This window comes from Neorhizobium galegae bv. orientalis str. HAMBI 540, assembly GCF_000731315.1.
GTDB lineage: Bacteria > Pseudomonadota > Alphaproteobacteria > Rhizobiales > Rhizobiaceae > Neorhizobium > Neorhizobium galegae.
Window position 1 is genome coordinate 872112 of record NZ_HG938354.1, and the last position, 14728, is coordinate 886839.

The following is a 14728-nucleotide window of genomic DNA, read 5'->3' on the forward strand; positions in this document are numbered from 1 at the left end:
CCCATGAAACTGTCTCTTGCTCGAAACCATCTGCTGGCAGCTGTCGCGTCAGGCCTCATCTTTGCTGCTTCCGGAGCGTTTGCCGATGACGATCACGAGACGAAAGAGTCGTGGCGCCTGTTTGTCGGCGATCATACGAATCCAGTCGTCCGCGCCATCGACTTCGAGAACGGCAAGGAACTCGGCCGCTATGACGTCAAGGGTCCCGCGGCCCTGACCGCCAGTGCGTCCGGCCGGACCGTATTTGCCACGCAGTCGGATCAGGACATCGTGCACGTCCTCAAGACGGGCATCGATTTCTCCGATCACGGCGAGCATCGGGATCTGGACGTTTCCGACGTCGGGCTGTTGCCCGTGACTTTCGAGGGCAAGCATCCTTTCCACGTCGTTCCGCATGACGACCATGCGATCCTCTTTTACGATCGAGGCGGCAAAGCGGATATCATCGATGAAGTAGCTCTTCTTGAGGGCAAGGCTGACGTGAAGACAGTCGACACCACCAAGCCGCACCATGGTGTCGCGGTGACGATGGGTCGTTTCGTACTCGTGTCGGTTCCAAACACCGCAGTCGAAACCAAGCCCGACGAATTGCCGCCGCGGGTCGGGCTTCGCGTCGTTGACGAGACGGGCAGGCAGCTCGGCGACGTCGCGAAATGCACCGATCTTCACGGCGAGGCCACTTCGTCCCAGCTGGTTGCTTTCGGTTGCAAGGAAGGCGTTCTTGTCGCTCGTCCCGGCGGACTTGATGGACCGAAACTGGAAATGCTCGCTTACCCATCTGACCTGCCGAAAGGTTCGACTGGTACCTTGCTTGGCGGCACGGCAATGCAGTTCTTCCTCGGCAACTACGGCGAATACAAAATCGTCCTGATCGATCCGGACAGCGAGAAGCACTTCCGGCTGATCGACCTTCCCACCCGCCGCGTTGACTTTTTGCTGGATCCGGCTGCGCCGCGCAACGCCTACATCCTGACCGAGGACGGTGATCTTCATGTGCTGGATGTGATCAAGGGCGAGATCGTTCGCAAGGGAAAGATCACGGAGCCCTACAGCAAGGACGGTCATTGGCGTGATCCGCGGCCGCGTCTTGCCGTGGCGGATGGTCATGTCGTCATCACCGATCCGCGGCATTCGCTGGTTCGCATCGTTGATGCGGAGAGCCTGAAGGAAGTCCGCACGATCGCCGTCGAGGGAAAACCCTTTACGATCGTTGCCGTGGGCGGCTCCGGTGCCTCGCATTGAGGCAATATCCTCTGGTCCGGAATTGCTACGGCAGTTCCGGACCAGATCGTTTCATCGGGGGACAACGATGCAACATGCCCTCCCCGGCTCCTGATCACCTGCGGGATGACGGGTTGAGGTGCAGCGTTGACAGACAGAGGAGGCCGTGTAAGTTCGCGGCGTCAAGGTTCTTCCGTCCCCGGACGGAAGCTAAGAGGGAATCCGGTCAAAACCGGAGCTGTCCCGCAACTGTGAGCGGTGAGCCGTTCGCCCAACATGTCACTGGCGCCAATGCCGGGAAGACGGGCGATCAAGGCTTTGACCCGCGAGCCAGGAGACCTGCCTGACGATAGAAATTCCGTGGTCGGGGTGTGCCACAGGAATGACGGTTCCGTTGGGCTATCCGTGCCTGCCGCAACCTTCATTTTTGCTGCCTCCTCCTTTGAGTGAGACGAAGGCAGTGAAAACACAGGGATTATCTTCCCAAAACGTATCCGGGCGCGCCGTCCTGCTGATTGCGAAATCCGCCTTTGCGGCATCGCCGCATCTGGAAATGCAACGGCTCGCGAAACTTGCAGCCGGCGTGACCGGAGCCGGACCGGTTCGGTTCGCCTTTACCGAACAGGGTACCCCCTCTCTGCGCGAAGCGCTGTCCGATCTGCTCGACGAGGATGTCGAAATCGTCGTTATCGTGCCGCTCGTCCTGCCCATGGAGCCGAGCTTCCTTATCTGGCTGACGAAATCGCTGAAGCGCTGGAAGGCCGCCGATAGCCGGCGCTGGCCGGTCCTTTCGATCGCCCGGGATATCGCCTCGAGCACACTGATGGCGCGGTTGATCGGCGAACTGCTCGAAACCGCCGAAGCACTGGACGTGCCGCAGACCGACAAACCGCCAGTTGCCGAGGGATCGCTCGTGCCGACCCAGAAACGCCGCGTGCTCGTCTGCCAGGGCGGACCCTGCAATGCGGCCGGAGCCGATGTGATCTGGGGACATCTGCGCAACCAGCAGGAGCGGCAGAAACTGCGGACTGCCGGCGACGGCACGATGACCGCAAAATCCACCTGTCTCGGTCCCTGCAATCTGGCGCCCGTGCTGCAAGTGTTTCCGGAAGGAACCTATTACGGCGGCGTCAACGAAGACGCGATCGACCGGATCATCGGCGAGCACCTGCTCGGCGGCGGGATCGTCGAGGACTTCGCCTATCACCCAACGGGCCGCAAGCAGCGGCTTCGCACCCCATCCGAATAGAACAAGAGGAAAGAGAATTGACGTCGCACACTCTATCGCGCCTGGCCGCCGCCTGGCTCAGTGCCACCATCTTTGTCACCGCAGGCACTGTCTTTGCAGCCGAGCCGGTTCGCGTCGGCGCCACCTACATCACCAGTGGCACGGATCCGGCCAAGGGCTCGAACGGCTGGGCGCTGGTTAGCCACGGGGTCGGCGAGAACCTCTTCACCGTCGATCGGGACGGCAAGCTCGTGCCGGAACTGGCCGAAAAGGCGCAGCGCATCGGCGACCTGACCTGGACCGTGACCCTGAAACCCGGCCGCTTGTTTTCCGACGGCACGCCGATGACCGCCAAGGCGCTGGCAGCAGGTTTCGACAACACATTCGCCAACAACAAGGCGGCGCTCGCCACCGGTGGCAAGCTGACCTTCGAGGCGGCCGACGACCTGACGCTGAAGGTGACAACCGAAAAGCCGGTACCGTTCATCCAGGCGCTCTTCGCGGAATGGCCGCTGATCGCGTACAAACCCACCGCGGCCGGCAACGCCGTCTTCAGCGGTCCTTATCGAATCTCGGGCTTCAAGGCGGATGCCTCGATCACGCTCGAGCCTAACGCGCATTTTGCCGGCGCCGACAAGCGTTCGCCGGTCAATTTCCGCAAGTTCGGCGATGCCCAGACCCTGACGCTGGCGCTGGAAGCAGGCGAGCTCGATTTGGCTTTCGGCTTGCCGTCGGAAGTCGTGAGCCGGCTCCAGACAAACCCTGATCTGGCGATCAAGTCGTTCCCGGTCGGATACCAGTATCTCGCCTTCTTCAACACGGCCCGGCCGCCGATGGATGATGTGAAGGTGCGCCAGGCGATCGATCTGGCCTTCGACCGCAAGGAGCTTGCAACCGCGATCAACGGCGGCGACCCCGCCACCGGCGCCTACGCCTCCTATTTCCCCTTTGCGGGCAGAGAGGCACGCTCGACCGACCCTGCCAAGGCCGCAGCGCTCCTCGACGAAGCCGGCTGGGCAAAAGGCCGCGGCGGCATGCGCGAAAAAGGCGGCAAGCCGCTACGTCTGCTGGTCATCACCTATCCGCAGCGTCCTGATCTCGTCACCATGCTGCCGGTGGTCAAGGCGGAACTCGCAAAGATCGGCATCGCCATCGATACGCAGGTGGTGGAGAACATCCAGCAGATGGCTGCGGCCGGTGACTTCGACATCGCGCTCTGGGCGCAGCACACTGCCCCGACCGGCGATGCCGCCTTCTTCCTGAACTCGATGCTGAGAAGCGGTGCTTCGCTGAACTATGCGAAATATGCTTCGCGCGACTTCGACGCGATCCTCGATCGATTTGCGACCGAGGGCGATCCGGCAAGGCGAGTGGCGATCGCGCTGGATGCCCAGCAGAAACTGTTCGACGATGCGCCCGCCTCTTTCCTGGTATCGGCCGTCTGGTATGTCGGCCTGTCGAAGCGGCTGAAGAACTACGAGCCGTGGGGATCCGATTACCACGTGCTGCGCGCCGATATCGGCGAGGCGGAGTAAGGCCACGTGATACGACTGGTCAGGTTCGGCATGCAATCGATAGCGGGGCTGCTGGCGATTTCGCTCGCCTCTTTCTCGGTCATCACCTTGATGCCGGCCGATCCGGTTGCGATCGCCATTCGCGTCTGGAGCCTGCCGGCGACGGATGACACCGTCGCCGCATTGAGGGCGGAGTGGGGCCTCGATCAACCCATGCTGTTTCGCTATCTCCATTGGCTGGCAGATTTCCTCGGCGGAGATTGGGGCCGTTCGTTTCGGACTGGAGAGCCGGTACTTGCCGAATTCGTTGAACGGCTGCCGGTTTCGCTGTCGCTCGGTCTCGCCGGCCTGGCGCTGGCGATCGCGCTGGCAATTCCGCTCGGGTTTTTCTCAGCGGCTTATCCTAGGGGTATTGTCGATCGGGCGAGCCGGGCTCTGTCGGTCTTCGTCCAGGCAGTGCCGGCCTTCTGGCTGGGCCTTGTTCTTCTCTGGGTCCTTGGTGTGCAGCTGCGCTGGGTCAGACCCTTCGCCAATGATTGGACCGCGATCGTCCTGCCCGTCCTGCTGATCGCGCTGCACTCGGTTGCCGTTCTCTCCCGCGTCTATCGGCGCGACCTGAAGGAGACCTCAGGGCAGCCGCATTTCCGCACCGCGCTTGCCAAGGGCCTTTCGGAACGGCAGGCGCTCTGGCGGCACGGCCACCGCAGCGCGCTCTATGCTCTCTTGTCAGCAATCCGTTCCGAAGCCGGCTGGGTGATCGGCAGTACCGCGACTATGGAAATCCTCTTCGGCCTGCCCGGCATCAGCCAGTTCTTGGTTCAAAGCATCGCGGCGCGCGACCAGATGGTGCTGCAGGCCTATGTCATGGTCGTTGCCGTCTGGATGCTGGTATTGAATGCCAGCGCTAATCTCGCCATGCGCCTTCTCGATCCGCGTCTCGCCTGATGCCCCGGTCGATCGCGCTTGCGGCGCTCGCCGTCTTTTTGTGTGTCGGTGGTTTCTGGCAGCCCCATGATCCCGATGCGGTGGACATGCTTGCCCGTCATTCCGGCATGACCGCCAGCCATCTGCTCGGTACCGATCATCTCGGTCGCGATCTTCTATCCCGTATCATGGCCGGCGGCTGGCGGACGGCCTGCGTCATCCTCTCGGTCGGTGCGATCGGCTTTTGCGCGGGCACGCTGCTGGGCACCGCCGCTGCCGTCCTTGGTGGCTGGCGCGAGAAGGTGATCCTGCGCTTCTGCGAGTTCTTCATCATGGTGCCGACGCTCATTGTGGCACTGACAGCCGCGGCGATTTTCGGCCTGTCGCCGCTCAGCGCCGGATTGGCGCTAGGCTTGGCTGGCGTCGGGCCGCATGCGCTGCTTGCGCATTCGCTCAGCCAGCGGGTGCTCGGCAAGCCGTTCATGCTGGCGGCGAGGAGCCTCGGCGTCGCGCCAGCACGGATGATTACCCGCCATCTTCTGCCGAATACTCTGCCGCTGATGTTCGCCTATGTCGGCAACCAAGCGGGACTTGCCGCAGTCGCCTACGCCTCGCTCGCCTTCATCGGTCTCGGGGCCGATCCGTCGAAGCCGGATTGGGGATCGATGTTGTTCGAATATCGCGTGTTCATCTTCGACCACCCGATGCTGATGGTCTGGCCGGGGACAGCGGTTGCAATGACTGTCTCGGTGATGAACCGGGTTTTTGACGACGGCCAGGAGGGACTGCGTTTTCGTCTGGTTTCCTGATGATCGATTGCCGGCGCCGTGAACCGCCAGCCGATCGAACGCTCATCGCGCAAGCACGCCGAACGGTGAAATCGACTTCAGGTCGGGGTCCGCGATATCGGTCGCTCTCGCGACCTCAGCATGGCTCATGCTGTAGCCGTAGTCGAGGACGCGCACCCCGTCCATGATGAAGAGTTGGGCCTTGTCCAGGCCGGGTCGCAGATTTCCTGTCACAGTGACGACCTCGTAAACCCTCGAAAGATGGAATGGCTCGTCTGCTACGACATGGACCAGTTGGTTGGGCGGTGGAGCCGCGCTGTGGCTGCAGGCTCCAGCCCAGGGCACCAGCATGAACTCGTAGACGAGGTCGCCGTCCTGATCGACGGGCAGGATGAACCCGGTCAGCTCCACCGCGCGGCTTTCGTCACGCCACGCGAGTGTTTCGCCCTGGGAGCGACTGGATGCCATGCCTGGTAACGCGACGTCTAATCTCGATTGATCCGCGGGCCGCAAGGCGCTCCATAAAACCGGCTGAGCAGCCGCAAAGACGCCCAACGCCGGACAAGCCGTCCCGATCATGATCGTCGTTAGTTTCAGGAGGGAAAGCGCGCGCCTCATCTGCATCTCCATGAGCGTAGCGCTCTCGCAAGCGAGAGGTCACTGCTGACGTGGATGTTAGCCCTATTTATCCACGTGGGTCAAAGCCAAGGTAGAAGGTGTAAAGTCAGAGTTTCGTGTGGTCCGTCCAGTCGAACCTCAAAGGAAGCCTTCACATATCGGAACCGGCCGTGGCGGCGGTGCGGGATGATCTTCGGTGTACTTGGTGATGATCGGCTCCAGCGTCTCCTTCGCCCAGAACTTCGGCGCGCCGATCTCCTGCAGGCATGTGGCGTTCCAGTAGAGTCCCGATTTCTCCGGCGCCTTGGCCGCCGCCAGTGCCTTGGAGACAGCCGCGATGTCTTTTGACTCAGGATAGACGTAGAGGGTCGTCGGATTGTCCTTGACCATCGACAGCGCCTGGGGCGTCTCCGAAGGCGACCAGCTGGTGCAGCCATCACTACGGCCGCCCGCATAGGTCACCAGCTTGCCACGGGGAACATATCCATCGCGGTTGGCGTATGGACTATCCGGCTTCTTCATCATGCAGATGCCAGAGACGAGTGCCGAGGCATGTCCGCCTATCGCGCGCTGCCTGGCGTTCGCAGTTTCTCCGATCCCATCGAACTGCACGAACGACCTGGTCAGGACCGTCTCCTGTTTTGGAGAAACGTTGTAGTAGCCCTTGAAGGACGTCTTGATTTCGCTGGTCAGATAGGCCCCGCCCGCGGTCAGATTGGAGTTGAGGGCATTGCCGAAGTTCTTCGCGCACTGCCGTTCATTGGTAAAGTTTGCGACGCCGGGCAGGTTGCGGCCCCCGCCGTGCCCCGACGAAATTACGCGAAAGGACTGCTCAGCCTCACAGATGATATAGAACCGCCCCCCTGCGGGCCCCTCGGTCAGGTCGTTCGGCCGCGTGGCGTCCATGGCGAAGTAGCAGGCGTTCCTGATCTTACCTTGTGACAGCTTTTCCAGATAAAGCGCACGCGCCCTTTCCAGCACCATCGGCGCGATCTGGCCGTTTCCGGCGCCGACATGGGCGTTCAGCCAAGTCGGGAGCCGGGACGCGCCTTCGGAGGCGAAGGATGCGGAAGGCGCGAATAGACAGGCGATAGCGGATAAAAATCCAAGATATTTGAGAAGTTTGAGCTTCGGATTCACGAACACTCTCCGGGAATGATCTTTGTGAAGGTCGGCCATCATGGTTGAGGAAGATTTAACAGCGGACCTCCAGCCTCGTCGCAACGATCTGCGAATAGTCGGTTCCCATCGGGTCGCTGAAGAACATGGTCGTCAGCCTCGCCTGGTTTTCTGCCAGGACCATTGGAAGCCTCTTGGGATCGAACATCCTTCAATCCTTCTCGCCGGCGCGGCAAACGCAACATGGACTTTACCGCCACCCACCATCGGGGCGTCTTAGGTTCTCGCACCGCTTCGTTCTTTGCCCGCTCGGCGCCTGCGGGCTCAACTCTTGTCGCCATAGGCTGAACAAGAAACTCGATCCGTTTCATGAATGCGCTGCTGTCGAACCGTTTTGACGTTACCAGCGGACCATCGCCGGAAGGCTCCGTGTGGAAGAAAACCTCGAGATTGACCACTGGTATAGAGCGGATATTGCGCAGGAGATCGATCTCGGGTCGGGTCGTTATGGCGAAGGAATAATGATCCGAACGGAGTGCAATAAAAGCCTCCGGAAGCGTCGACACCGCCACGGCGTCAAGCCCATGGCTCGCCAGTTTCGCGACGATCGCATTGGCCGCCGCCACGGGCAGAAACACAAGAATTCTCTTGGGGTGAGTTGTTTCGATAGACATAGCGAGTTCCTCATGCGGAGATGAGAAAATCTAGCCCTTGCCGGTGCAAGCGTGTGTTTGGTTTTGTTTGATTTTGTTGCAGCCGCCGCCTCCTGCAGCCAGCGGCTTCGATCGGGACAACATTTCTTAACATCACAAAACCCAAGTTAACGGCGTCGTCTGGGACAGTGCGCTCCGCAAGAGGCCGGCGCGTCGGGCTTTCACGCCTGCACGCCGAAAACTCTCTACCGGATCCCAGGAGCCAATTCGAATGTCATTGACCAAGTCCTTTTTAAGCCGACCGCGGCAGGCCGCCTATCCGACATAGTGTTGGCAGCGCACAGCATGATGCCTGATATCAGAAAAAGTCTCACCCGAGAGAATGCGAGGCTAGGGCATAGATCCTCGGGCTGCCATTTTGTCCGGTACCATAGCTGGCCGCCCCTTCAGTCACCATCGTCGTGAGGGTAGCGTAGATGCCGAGCCCGCACTGCTGGACGAGTGCTGCAAACGGGCCGGTGTCGATATGGGTATCGAGGCGCAGGAACCCGTCGGCATGGGCTGCGATATGCGGTTGGGTGACGGTGATGGCGTCCTCGTCGTTGCCGGCGACCACCGGTCCGACAACGTGTCCTCGTCCGAAGCGCCGACGCATCGAAAAGGCACGCAGCCGCTCGCCGTGGTATAGACCAAAGCAGATCGAACTCTCGAACAATCGCTGGAGATGCAGGCGACGTTCAGTCCCGAAGGCAGGAGTATCGAAGGCGATGACCGCCTCCAGATCGCCGCGGTCCAGCCGTCTCAAAACAAGTCCTTCCTCCAGGGGCGCAAGTGACATCGGCGCGATCGCCGTGCCCTGGCACTGATAAACCGTCTGCTTCGGCTTGAACCCCAGCGAAGCATAAAGGCGCCGGGCTTCGCGCGTCGAGTTAAGCCGAATACTGTTGCGGCCACAGTCTGCCATGATCCGCTTCATCAGCCACCTGGCCGTGCCGTTGGTCTGCAGCCTCGGCGAAGTAATCAGCATCCCGAACGTGGCAAAACCCTCGCCATGAGGAAACCACATTCCCGAGGCTCCTACGCGGCCGATCTCATCAAGCGCGACATACCCTTTCCCGATGTCGAGCAGATGCTGCCAGTCGGCTGCCCGGTGGGGCCAACCCACCGAGATTGACAATGACTGCAACTGTGAGATTTCGGCATTCGAGACGTCGGCAAGGCGCATCTCGAAATTATCGACAGTCAAGGTTCCTGGTAATTCGCTATCCATCATTCTTCCAGCCGAGTTGAAATATCCTCCTGCGGTTGCACCGATCGGATATCCCGGAGGTCACGTTAGTCGAGATCCCGCGAAACATTTCACTGCTGAAGCGAAATCGAACACAAGATTTGACCGTATCGCGTCCACTTTCGGCAGCCATTGGTTTCTCCTCCCTCTAATCTTGCCTGCCAGGATTGGTTCGCATGCTCTGCGAAAGCAAGGTGTAGCGGCCACGAGGTCATGGCTTTGGAAGGCGGGAACAGTCGATGCGAGCTTTGGACATCCTGGAGAAGCTGGTCGGCTTTCCCTCGGTCGTCGGCACGCCCAACGGCAACATCGTCGGATGGGTTGCCGACTATCTCAAATCCTTCGGGATCGCCACGCATATCCTGCCGGGGCCGGAAGGTGACCGGGCCAACCTTTTTGCCACGATCGGTCCCGTCGATCGGCCAGGCTACATCTTGTCCGGCCATATGGACGTAGTGCCGGCCACGGAGATTGGTTGGGACAGTAATCCGTTTTCGTTGAGGAACGAGAAGGGCAGGCTCTACGGGCGCGGAACAAGCGATATGAAGGGGTTTTTGTCGGCCGCTCTGGCAGCCGTGCCCGCGCTTCTCGCAAGTCCGCTTTCCCGCCCGGTCCACCTTGCCTTTTCCTACGACGAGGAAGCCGGTTGCCGGGGCGTGCCGCATCTTCTCGCACGGTTGCAGGACCTGTGTGTCCCGCCGCTGGGTGCGATCATCGGGGAGCCGAGCGGAATGCGCGCCATTCTAGCCCACAAGGGAAAGGCGGCAGCCCGGGTAACACTCAAGGGCCGTTCTGGCCACTCCTCCCGGCCGGATCTCGGCCTCAACGCGATCCACGCCATGACGGACGTGCAGCAGGCTGCGGTCGCGGCGGCCGTCAATCTTTCCCATGGACCGTTCGAGGTCGAATTCGAGCCCCCCTATTCCTCGCTGTCGATCGGCACGATCACCGGCGGTCAGGCGGTCAATATCATTCCCGAAATCTGCCGTCTTGAACTGGAAGCACGCGCCATCTCTTCCGTAGATCCCGAAGCGCTGCTCACTCCGGTGCGGGGGGTTGCTGAAGCCTTGGCGATGAAGGGCTTCGATGTCGACTGGCAGGTTCTCAGCGCCTATCCGGCGCTGCTGCTGGCGCCAACCTCGCCCCTCGCCGGCCTCTTGCAGGATCTGACGGGGGTCGAGCCGCTGGCGGCTGTCAGCTACGGGACGGAGGCAGGTCTTTATCAGCGCGCCGGCATAGACGCGATCATCTGCGGGCCTGGCGACATTGCCCGCGCCCATAAACCCAATGAATTCATTCTGGAGAGCGAACTCGACGACTGCCAGGCGATGATTGAAGCGCTTGGTCGACATTGCCGTGCAGAACTCCAATGAGCAGGAACGTAGCCGGACCATGACATTCCTCTTCAATTCCGATGCGGTTCGCGGCCGGATTTTCCAAGATGCCTTTGCTCGGGAAATCCCGGACCTGCCATTCTCCATGGATCCGGCGACGGTGGAGCCCGAACAGGTACGCTATCTCATGACCTGGACCGTGCCGGAAAATCTGGCGCGTTACCGCAATCTCGAAGTGCTGTTTTCGACCGGCGCCGGTATCGACCAGTTCCGCGCCGCCAGCGTACCCGACCACGTGAAGATCGTGCGCATGGTCGAAGAAGGCATCGTTCGGATGATGCAGGAATATGTGGTCCTCGGCGTCCTGTCGCTCCACCGCAACCTACCGGCCTATCTGGCACAGCAGCAGGCGGAGGTCTGGAAGGTCCTGCCGCAGGCTCAGGCGGGAGAGCGCCGTATCGGCGTCCTGGGGCTTGGCAATCTCGGCCAGGCCGTGCTGGAGCGGCTGAAACCCTTCGGCTTTCCCTTGTCCGGCTGGAGCCGGTCGGCGCGAGAGATTGCAGGTATCAGGTGTTTCTCGGGCGAGGCTGGTCTGAAGACCATGGTTGCCGAGACCGATGTGCTGATCTGCCTGCTGCCGCTGACCGAAGAGACCCGCGGTTTTCTCGACGCGGAGCTTTTCGCCAGGTTGCCGGCGGGCGCCGGACTGGTTCATGTCGGACGTGGTCCCCAGCTCGACCAGGACGCGCTTCTCGGTGCCCTCGACAGCGGGCACCTATCCGGTGCCGTGATCGACGTCAGCGACCCGGAACCCCTGCCGCCCGGCCATCCCATCTGGCATCACCCACGCATCCTGCTCACCCCGCATATTGCCAGCATCACCCAGCCGCATACCGCCGCGCGCGCCGCCATCGACAATATCAAGCGGCTTCGCGCCGGGCTCGACCCGGTCGGCTTGATCGATCGGCAGCGCGGCTACTGAATCTTCAACCTCGAAAGGAATCCCATGTCGCTTCTCAAGACCATCGAGCCTCAGCCGTCCTTTGCACCGCGCGAAAACGTTCCCGCACCGGACCGACTGATCTCCGGCGATCCGCAGTTCAAGACCTGGGCGCAGGACGTAGCCCATGGCGAACTGGTGCATACCGGCGTCTGGGAAGCGACGCCCGGCGTCACACATTCGATCAAGGGCCAGACTTTCGAATTCTGCCACATCCTGTCCGGCGTCGTCGAACTCACCCCCGAAGGCGGCCAACCCGTTGTCTACAAGGCGGGCGACAGTTTCGTCATGAAGCCGGGTTTTATCGGCGTCTGGAAAACCATCGAGACCGTCCGCAAGGTCTACGTCACCGTCACCCCTTGATAGGTGCGGCCGCGGCGCGGCCACCGCTTCCGGTCCGCTCCGCAGAATACGCCGTGATTGACCGCCAAAACGGATTTTTCCGCTGCGGCCTTTCGCTCTACCGGATCAAGCGGTTCCACCGATCCGGTAATATTGCCGTCCAGTGACCGGAGATAAGCCGATGAGCCTGAGTTTCGATCCCGACAGCCTGGCCCTGCCGATGGGACATTTCATCGGCGATCGGCTCGTGGCGGCCGAAGGCGTCATTGCAATGCACCGGCCGTCCGACGGCAAGGCTTATGCCGATTGCCCCGTCGCCGATGCGGATCTCGTCGACCAGGCGGTGCAGACGGCGAAGACGGCGCTGAAGCAAAGCAATTGGGGCGGCGTCCGTCCGCGCGAACGTCTGAAGGTGCTGCATCGCTGGGCCGATCTCATCGAACGGGACGCTGTAGAGCTTGCAAAGCTGGAAGCCGTCTCCTCCACCCGCCCCGTAGGCCATCTGGTCGAAGGCGACATCGCCGTATCGGCCGAGCAGATCCGCTTCTTCGCCGAATTTGCCGACAAGGAAGGCGGCGACCTGGTGCCGACCGACGACGGCAATCTCGGCATGATCATGACCGAACCCTATGGCGTCGTCGGCGCCATCACGCCCTGGAACTTCCCGATCAACATGGCCGTATGGAAACTCGGTCCCGCGCTTGCCGCCGGCAATGCCGTCGTGCTGAAACCGTCCGAGATGACGCCGTTCTCGACAATCCGCCTGGCGGAACTCGCCGTGCGCGCCGGCATCCCGGCCGGGTTGATCAACATCGTGCTCGGCGATGGCATGACCACCGGCAACGCCATCACCGGCCATCCCGATATCGCCAAGATAAGTTTTACAGGCTCCACCCGCGCCGGCTCGGCGATCATGGAAAACATCGCCCGCACCGGCATCAAGCCGATGACGCTGGAACTTGGCGGCAAGAGCCCGCAGCTGGTTTTCGCCGATGCCGATATCGACCGTGCCGCGGCGGCGGTGGCCACCAGCATCACCAGCAATGCCGGCCAGGCCTGTGTCGCCGGGTCGCGCCTGATCGTCGAAAAAAGCGTCGCCGCGCCGCTGATCGCGGCCATTTTGAAGAAAATGGAAGGGATCGTGCCCGGCCCGACCTGGGATGCGGCGAGCCAGTATTCGCCGATCATCTCCGATAGACAGCGCCAGCGCATCGGCGACATTGTCGCAGCCTCCGTCGCAGCCGGGGCGCAATGCCTGACGGGCGGCCGTCCCATGGACGCTCCCGGATATTTCTACTCTCCGACATTGCTCACCGGCGTCGACCAGACGTCGCCGGCAGTGATTGAGGAGATCTTCGGGCCGGTTCTGACGCTGCAGACATTCGAGGATGAGGAAGAGGCCATGATACTTGCCGATCATCCGAGCTATGGGCTGGCCGCCGGCCTGTTTACCAGCGACCTTTCGCGGGCGATCCGCCTTACCCGCCGGCTGCAGGCCGGCACCATCTGGGTCAACCGCTACGGCCGTTCGCGCGACCATATCCTGCCGACTGGGGGTTACAAGCAGTCCGGCATCGGCAAGGATCTCGGCCGGGAAGCTTTCCACGCCAATCGCAAGAGCAAGAGCGTCTTGATCGGTCTTTGAGGACGAAGAACATGAAATCATACCGGATTGCCCTGATCCCCGGCGACGGCATCGGCCGCGACATGACAGCGGCCGCATGGTCGGTACTGCAGAACGCGGCCAAAGCGCACGGCTTCGTGTTTGAAGCCACGGAATTTCCCTGGTCCTGCGCCTTCTACAGGGAAACCGGTACGATGATGCCGGCGGACGGGATCGAAACGTTGCGCAGCTTCGATGCGATCCTGCTTGGCGCCGTCGGCTGGCCGGCGCAAGTGCCGGATGCGGTGTCGCTGCATGGCCTGCTGCTGCCGATCCGCAAGAGTTTCGTGCAATATGCCAACATCCGCCCCCACCGCCTGCTGGCCGGTGTCGAAGGACCGCTGAAGGCGACCGCCTTCGACATTCTCTGCATCCGCGAGAACACCGAGGGCGAATATTCGGGCGCAGGCGGCCGTATCCATCAGGGCACGGCGGATGAAGTTGCTGTCGAGACGTCGATCTTTACCCGCAAGGGCGTCGAGCGCATCCTGCGCTTTGCCTTCGAACAGGCCCGGTCGCGGCGCGGCAAGCTCGCCTCGGTGACCAAGTCCAACGCCCAGAAATATTCGATGGTGTTCTGGGACGACGTCACCCGGCAGCTTTCGGCGGAATATCCTGACGTCGAGGTCACCAGCTATCACATCGACGCCATGGCGGCGCGCATGGTGATGGCCCCGGAAACGCTCGACGTCGTGGTCGCTTCCAATCTGTTCGGCGATATCCTGACCGATCTCGGTGCTGCCATTCAGGGCGGCCTCGGTTTTGCCGCATCGGCCAATATCAACCCGGAGCGCAATGCGCCTTCGATGTTCGAACCGGTGCATGGCTCGGCGCCCGACATCGCCCATCTCGGGATCGCCAACCCGATCGCCACGGTCTGGTCCGGCGCAATGATGCTCGACCATCTGGGTGAAAAGGATGCAGCGAACGCCGTCATGACGGCGATCGAAGCGGTCACGAAAAGCGGCATCGGCACGGTTCCCGGCAGGGACCGGACGGACACCATCACTGCGGCGCTGCTCGCCGCACTCTAAAC

The 14728-nt window shown here is 61.6% G+C and carries 14 protein-coding genes and 1 riboswitch; of the genes, 10 read left to right on the forward strand and 4 right to left on the reverse strand.

What is annotated here, in order from left to right; translation table 11 throughout:
* Positions 1–3 precede the first annotated feature (3 nt).
* From aztD to RG540_RS26655, 5 genes are all read left to right on the forward strand, one after another.
* A complete protein-coding gene (gene aztD, locus RG540_RS26635; protein ID WP_041364993.1) occupies positions 4–1242 on the forward strand; it encodes a zinc metallochaperone AztD in 1239 nt (412 codons plus the stop codon).
* Positions 1243–1388: 146 nt separating this feature from the next.
* Positions 1389–1582: riboswitch (cobalamin riboswitch) on the forward strand.
* A 99-nt stretch (positions 1583–1681) separates the two neighbouring features.
* The gene (locus tag RG540_RS26640; RefSeq protein WP_244446774.1) at positions 1682–2470 is read left to right on the forward strand and encodes a (2Fe-2S) ferredoxin domain-containing protein; all 789 of its coding nucleotides are present in this window, start codon (positions 1682–1684) and stop codon (positions 2468–2470) included.
* Between the two features lie 17 nt (positions 2471–2487).
* Positions 2488–3984, forward strand: a complete 1497-nt coding sequence (locus RG540_RS26645) for an ABC transporter substrate-binding protein (RefSeq protein ID WP_041364994.1) — start codon at positions 2488–2490, stop codon at positions 3982–3984.
* Positions 3985–3990: 6 nt separating this feature from the next.
* Positions 3991–4908, forward strand: coding sequence for an ABC transporter permease (locus RG540_RS26650; RefSeq protein ID WP_244446775.1), 918 nt, complete (start codon positions 3991–3993; stop codon positions 4906–4908).
* Positions 4908–5696, forward strand: a complete 789-nt coding sequence (locus RG540_RS26655) for an ABC transporter permease (RefSeq protein WP_041364997.1) — start codon at positions 4908–4910, stop codon at positions 5694–5696. The genes RG540_RS26650 and RG540_RS26655 overlap by 1 nt, the downstream gene beginning before the upstream one ends.
* A 42-nt stretch (positions 5697–5738) precedes the next feature.
* Here RG540_RS26655 and RG540_RS26660 read toward each other — a convergent pair whose 3' ends face one another.
* From RG540_RS26660 to RG540_RS26675, 4 genes are all read right to left on the reverse strand, one after another.
* A complete protein-coding gene (locus tag RG540_RS26660) occupies positions 5739–6293 on the reverse strand; it encodes a DUF3299 domain-containing protein (RefSeq protein ID WP_051909951.1) in 555 nt (184 codons plus the stop codon).
* A 138-nt stretch (positions 6294–6431) separates the two neighbouring features.
* Entirely contained in the window at positions 6432–7475 is a 1044-nt protein-coding gene (locus tag RG540_RS26665) for a murein L,D-transpeptidase catalytic domain family protein (RefSeq protein ID WP_244446776.1), read from the reverse strand.
* On the reverse strand, positions 7472–8086 hold the full coding sequence (locus tag RG540_RS33650) for a hypothetical protein (protein ID WP_407668982.1): 615 nt from the start codon (positions 8084–8086) through the stop codon (positions 7472–7474). The genes RG540_RS26665 and RG540_RS33650 overlap by 4 nt, the downstream gene beginning before the upstream one ends.
* Before the next feature lie 349 nt (positions 8087–8435).
* On the reverse strand, positions 8436–9335 hold the full coding sequence (locus RG540_RS26675; protein ID WP_041365000.1) for a GNAT family N-acetyltransferase: 900 nt from the start codon (positions 9333–9335) through the stop codon (positions 8436–8438).
* A gap of 257 nt (positions 9336–9592) precedes the next feature.
* Here RG540_RS26675 and argE point away from each other — a divergent pair, with 257 nt between their 5' ends.
* The 5 genes from argE to RG540_RS26700 all read left to right on the forward strand — a co-directional run bounded on the left by argE (position 9593) and on the right by RG540_RS26700 (position 14726).
* Positions 9593–10726 carry an acetylornithine deacetylase gene (gene argE / locus RG540_RS26680; protein WP_041365002.1) on the forward strand — a complete coding sequence of 378 codons (1134 nt, stop codon included), beginning with the start codon at positions 9593–9595 and terminating at the stop codon, positions 10724–10726.
* A gap of 19 nt (positions 10727–10745) precedes the next feature.
* Positions 10746–11669, forward strand: coding sequence for a 2-hydroxyacid dehydrogenase (locus RG540_RS26685; protein WP_041365004.1), 924 nt, complete (start codon positions 10746–10748; stop codon positions 11667–11669).
* 24 nt (positions 11670–11693) lie between these two features.
* Positions 11694–12050, forward strand: a complete 357-nt coding sequence (locus tag RG540_RS26690) for a cupin domain-containing protein (protein ID WP_041365006.1) — start codon at positions 11694–11696, stop codon at positions 12048–12050.
* Positions 12051–12210: 160 nt separating this feature from the next.
* A complete protein-coding gene (locus RG540_RS26695; protein WP_041365008.1) occupies positions 12211–13674 on the forward strand; it encodes an aldehyde dehydrogenase family protein in 1464 nt (487 codons plus the stop codon).
* An 11-nt stretch (positions 13675–13685) separates the two neighbouring features.
* Entirely contained in the window at positions 13686–14726 is a 1041-nt protein-coding gene (locus RG540_RS26700; RefSeq protein ID WP_041365010.1) for a tartrate dehydrogenase, read from the forward strand.
* The last annotated feature ends 2 nt before the right edge of the window (positions 14727–14728 follow it).

Coding starts and splice junctions, on each gene's coding strand:
- RG540_RS26655 (WP_041364997.1), top strand. CDS start 4,908: ATGCCCCGGTCGATCGCGCTTGCGGCGCTCGCCGTCTTTTTGTGTGTC.
- RG540_RS26685 (WP_041365004.1), top strand. CDS start 10,746: ATGACATTCCTCTTCAATTCCGATGCGGTTCGCGGCCGGATTTTCCAA.
- RG540_RS26660 (WP_051909951.1), bottom strand. CDS start 6,293: ATGAGGCGCGCGCTTTCCCTCCTGAAACTAACGACGATCATGATCGGG.
- RG540_RS26700 (WP_041365010.1), top strand. CDS start 13,686: ATGAAATCATACCGGATTGCCCTGATCCCCGGCGACGGCATCGGCCGC.
- aztD (WP_041364993.1), top strand. CDS start 4: ATGAAACTGTCTCTTGCTCGAAACCATCTGCTGGCAGCTGTCGCGTCA.
- RG540_RS33650 (WP_407668982.1), bottom strand. CDS start 8,086: ATGTCTATCGAAACAACTCACCCCAAGAGAATTCTTGTGTTTCTGCCC.
- RG540_RS26665 (WP_244446776.1), bottom strand. CDS start 7,475: ATGATGGCCGACCTTCACAAAGATCATTCCCGGAGAGTGTTCGTGAAT.
- RG540_RS26695 (WP_041365008.1), top strand. CDS start 12,211: ATGAGCCTGAGTTTCGATCCCGACAGCCTGGCCCTGCCGATGGGACAT.
- RG540_RS26690 (WP_041365006.1), top strand. CDS start 11,694: ATGTCGCTTCTCAAGACCATCGAGCCTCAGCCGTCCTTTGCACCGCGC.
- argE (WP_041365002.1), top strand. CDS start 9,593: ATGCGAGCTTTGGACATCCTGGAGAAGCTGGTCGGCTTTCCCTCGGTC.
- RG540_RS26675 (WP_041365000.1), bottom strand. CDS start 9,335: ATGGATAGCGAATTACCAGGAACCTTGACTGTCGATAATTTCGAGATG.